The organism is Streptomyces katrae (genome assembly GCF_000966975.1).
GTDB classification, from domain to species: domain Bacteria; phylum Actinomycetota; class Actinomycetes; order Streptomycetales; family Streptomycetaceae; genus Streptomyces; species Streptomyces katrae.
On record NZ_JZWV01001391.1, the window covers coordinates 1 to 3,626 of the forward strand.

General features: G+C 73.7%; 2 protein-coding genes. One reads left to right on the top strand and one right to left on the bottom strand.

Going from position 1 to position 3,626, the window contains the following annotated elements:
• On the bottom strand, positions 1-1,553 hold a 1,553-nt coding region (locus VR44_RS37590; RefSeq protein WP_063779019.1), incomplete at its 3' end, for an APC family permease.
• Between the two features lie 207 nt (positions 1,554-1,760).
• Between VR44_RS37590 and VR44_RS37595 the strand changes: the two genes are divergently transcribed.
• The gene (locus VR44_RS37595) at positions 1,761-3,383 is read left to right on the top strand and encodes a PucR family transcriptional regulator (protein WP_045952162.1); all 1,623 of its coding nucleotides are present in this window, start codon (positions 1,761-1,763) and stop codon (positions 3,381-3,383) included.
• Positions 3,384-3,626 lie beyond the last annotated feature (243 nt).

Here is a 3,626-nt window from a genome sequence, read left to right on the forward strand (position 1 = left end):
GGGCCGGAGGGGGCGGCCGGGTCCGGCAGGGCGGTGGGGGCGTCATCGCGTTCGGCGGCGTCCTCCAGGACGATCCGGCCGATGATCTCGTAGCGTTCGGGGGCCTTGTACTTGAGCCAGAAGCCCAGGCCCAGCCCGCCCAGGAAGACCGCGCCGACGATCCAGGGGATCAGCTTGAAGAAGAGGGAGCCGGCGGCGGCCCCGGCCGCGGTCTGCATGTTGAGGACCAGCAGGACCACGACGGCGGTCATGCCGATCCCGCCGAGCAGCGGGGCGGTGAGGGTCCGGAACCAGTGCCGGTCCTCGGGGTGGTTGCGGCGGAAGTAGCCGATGACGGCGAAGGAGCACAGGGTCTGCACGATCAGGATGGCCATCGTGCCGAGGATCGCGAGCAGGGTGTAGAGGTGGAGGTACGGGTCCTGGCCGGTGAGCCAGAACCCGGCGACCAGGGCGGTGGCGATGACGGTCTGCACGACGGAGGAGAGGTACGGCGAGCCGTGCCGGGGGTGGGTGCGGCCGAGGGCGGGGTGCAGGAAGCCCTCGCGGCCGATGGCGTAGAGGTAGCGGGCGGCGCACTGGTGGAAGGCCATCCCGCAGGCGAAGGAGCCGGTGAGCAGCAGCCACTGGAAGGCGTCGACGGCCCAGGCCCCGATGAACTGGTGGGCAGGGGCGAAGAACAGGTCCAGCGGGCTGGCGGAGGCGGACAGTTCGACGGACTTCGCCAGGCCGTTGCCGGCGATGGTCATCCAGGAGACGTAGATGTAGAAGAGGCCGACGCCGACGACGGAGACGAGGGTGGCCCGGGGGATGACCCGCTTGGGGTCACGGGACTCCTCCCCGTACATGGCGGTGGACTCGAAGCCGACCCAGGACCAGAAGGCGAAGAAGAGGCCGAGCCCGGCGGAGGTCCCGGTGAAGGCGTTCTTCGGGTTGACCGGCTCGACGGGGATCCCGTCCGGGCCGCCGCCCGCGACCAGGACGGCGGTGGCCACCGCGAAGAGGACGGCGATCTCCGCGACGAGCATCACCCCGAGGGCCTTGGCGGTGAGGTTGATGTCGAAGTGGGCGAGGACGGCGGTGACGGCGAGCATCGCGGCCGCGTAGACGATCCAGGGCAGGTCGACGCCGAGCTGGTCGTGGACGGTGGTCTTGGCGAAGTAGGAGAAGACACCGACGATGGACGCCTCGAAGACGATGTAGGCGAGGACGGCGAGCATGCCGGAGGCCATGCCGGCGATCCGGCCGAGGCCGTGCGAGATGTAGCCGTAGAAGGCGCCGGCGGCGGTGATCCGCTTGGCCATCGCCACGTAGCCGACCGCGAAGACGGTCAGGACCAGGGTGGCGAAGAGGTAGCCGGCGGGGGCGCCGGTGCCGTTGCCGAAGCCGACCGCGATGGGGAGGTTGCCGGTCATCGCGGTGATCGGCGCGGCGGTCGCGACGGCCATGAAGACCACGCCGACGAGGCCGACGGAGTTGGCCTTGAGGCGCTGGACCGGGGGTGTTCCCGGTGTCGGTGGGGCCGCGGGAGAAGGGGTGGCGCCGGCTCTGCTCATCGGGTCGTCCTCGTTCCTGTCGGGAGGTCGTTCGCGAGGCCGTCACTCTCCCTCCGCGTGACGCAGGCCACAATCGGCACGCGGTCCGATAATCTCCTTGCGGGGGCGACGAGTTGTCGGCCCGGCCGGGGGACATGGGGGACATGCCGGGCTCCGTAACCACCCGGTGATGTCCTCGGAACAGAGCGGCCGGTAGCGTCCCGCGATATGGACAACCAGGGCGGGATCACCGTTCAGCGGGCGCTGGAGCTGCCGGGACTGCGCAGCGGACTGCCAGAGGTGGTGGCCTGCGCCGACCGCCTCGGGCGGACCGTGCGCTGGGTGCACGCGGGCGAGGTGCCCAACATCGCGTCGCTGCTCAAGGGCGGCGAGCTGCTGCTGACCACCGGGCTGGGACTGGGCACCCGGCCCGCCGAGCAGCGCGCCTTCGTACGCCGGCTCGCGGACCGGGGGATCGCCGCGCTGGTCGTGGAGCTCGGGCCGCGTTTCACCCGGCTCCCGGCGACCCTGGTGGAGACGGCGCGAACGGCCGGGCTGCCGCTGGTCCAGCTGCACCGGGAAGTCCCGTTCGTCACGGTGACGGAGGAAATCCACACCGAGATCGTCAACCATCACTACGCGCTCCTGCAGCGGGCCGAGGAGGTCCACCGGCGCTGCACGGAGGCCCTGTTGGGCGGCGGCGGGATCCCGCAGGTGCTGCGCATCCTGGCCGACTTCACCGCCAACCCGGTCTTTCTGGAGACCCCGGACGGCCAACTGCTGTACGCGGCCGGGCCGGTGGCCGGGGAGGCCGCGGCGGACCCGCTGCAGGTGTGGGAGGGGCTGCGGGGGCAGCGCGCGGCCGAGCCCCCGGCGAACGCGGTCGTGGTGGACGTGCCGGGCGGCGGGCACGGTACGGGCTCGGTACGGGCGCGGGTCGTGCTGGTCGGGGTCTCGGCGCCGCTGCTGCCGGTGCACCGGATGGCGGCGGAGCGGACGGCCGGGGTGCTGGCCGTGGTCCTGATGCAGGCCCGGCAGGAGGAGGAGCTCGCCGCGCGCGGCCGGGGGGACTTCCTGACGGACCTGGCCGAGGGGCGGATCTCGGCGGAGGACGCCCCGGCGCAGGCGCGGGTGCTGGGCTTCCGGCCGGGGGCGGGCCCGCTGCTGCCGCTGGTGATGCGGCTGTCCTCGGAGCTGGTGCCGTCCGGGAACTGGTCGGTGCTGGCCCGGGCGGTGCAGGAGGAGCTGTCCTCGGTCGGGGTGCCGGTGCTGCTGGGCGTCCGCCCGGTGGAGGGCCGGGTGCCGCTGCTGGTGTCGCTGCGCGCCGAGTCGGAGCGCGCGGCCGTCGCCGACCGGGTCGCGGCCGCGCTGCGGGCCGGGGTGGAACGGGCCGGCCTGGACCGGGCGGGGTCCCCGCCGGTGGTGGTGGTCGGCGTCTCCGGGAGCTGGGCGGCGGCCTCCGCGGGCCTGCGGCACGCCGCGGAGACGGCCACCGCCGCCCACGGCCTGCCGGCCCGGCCCTGGTACGACGCCCGCCGCCTGGACATCGACCTGCTGCTGTGGCGGCTGCGGGAACACCCGGACCTGGCGGCGTTCGTGGACCGGGCGATCGGGGCGCTGCGCACCCACGACGCCACGTCCCGGCCGCCGCTGCTGCCGACCCTGGAGACGTACCTGGCCCACGCGGGCCGCAAGGCGGAGACGGCGCGCGAACTCCACCTCAACCGCCAGACCCTGTACAACCGGCTGGCCCGCATCTCGGAGCTCCTGGGCACGGACCTGGACGACCCGGAGACGGTCCTCTCCCTGAGCCTGGCACTACGAGCCCGGAGGCACGCGTCACCGGCGTGAGGGGCCTCGGGAGCGGACGGAACGTGGGTCGCGGGTGCTCGCGGCTGGGGCCCGCCATCTCCCCCTCGAGGGGTCCCGGTCGAGCGGTGTCTGCCCACCCGCCTCCCCGTCTGCGGGCCGGTGGGGTGGGGGGCGGGCGCCTGCCGGGCGGTAGCGAGCAGTAGGGCGGGACCGGGGGCGTCGGGGTCCCAGCGGGGCGGTCTCAGGGATGGGTTGGGGCTTTCCCGTCAGTCCCACTGTCCT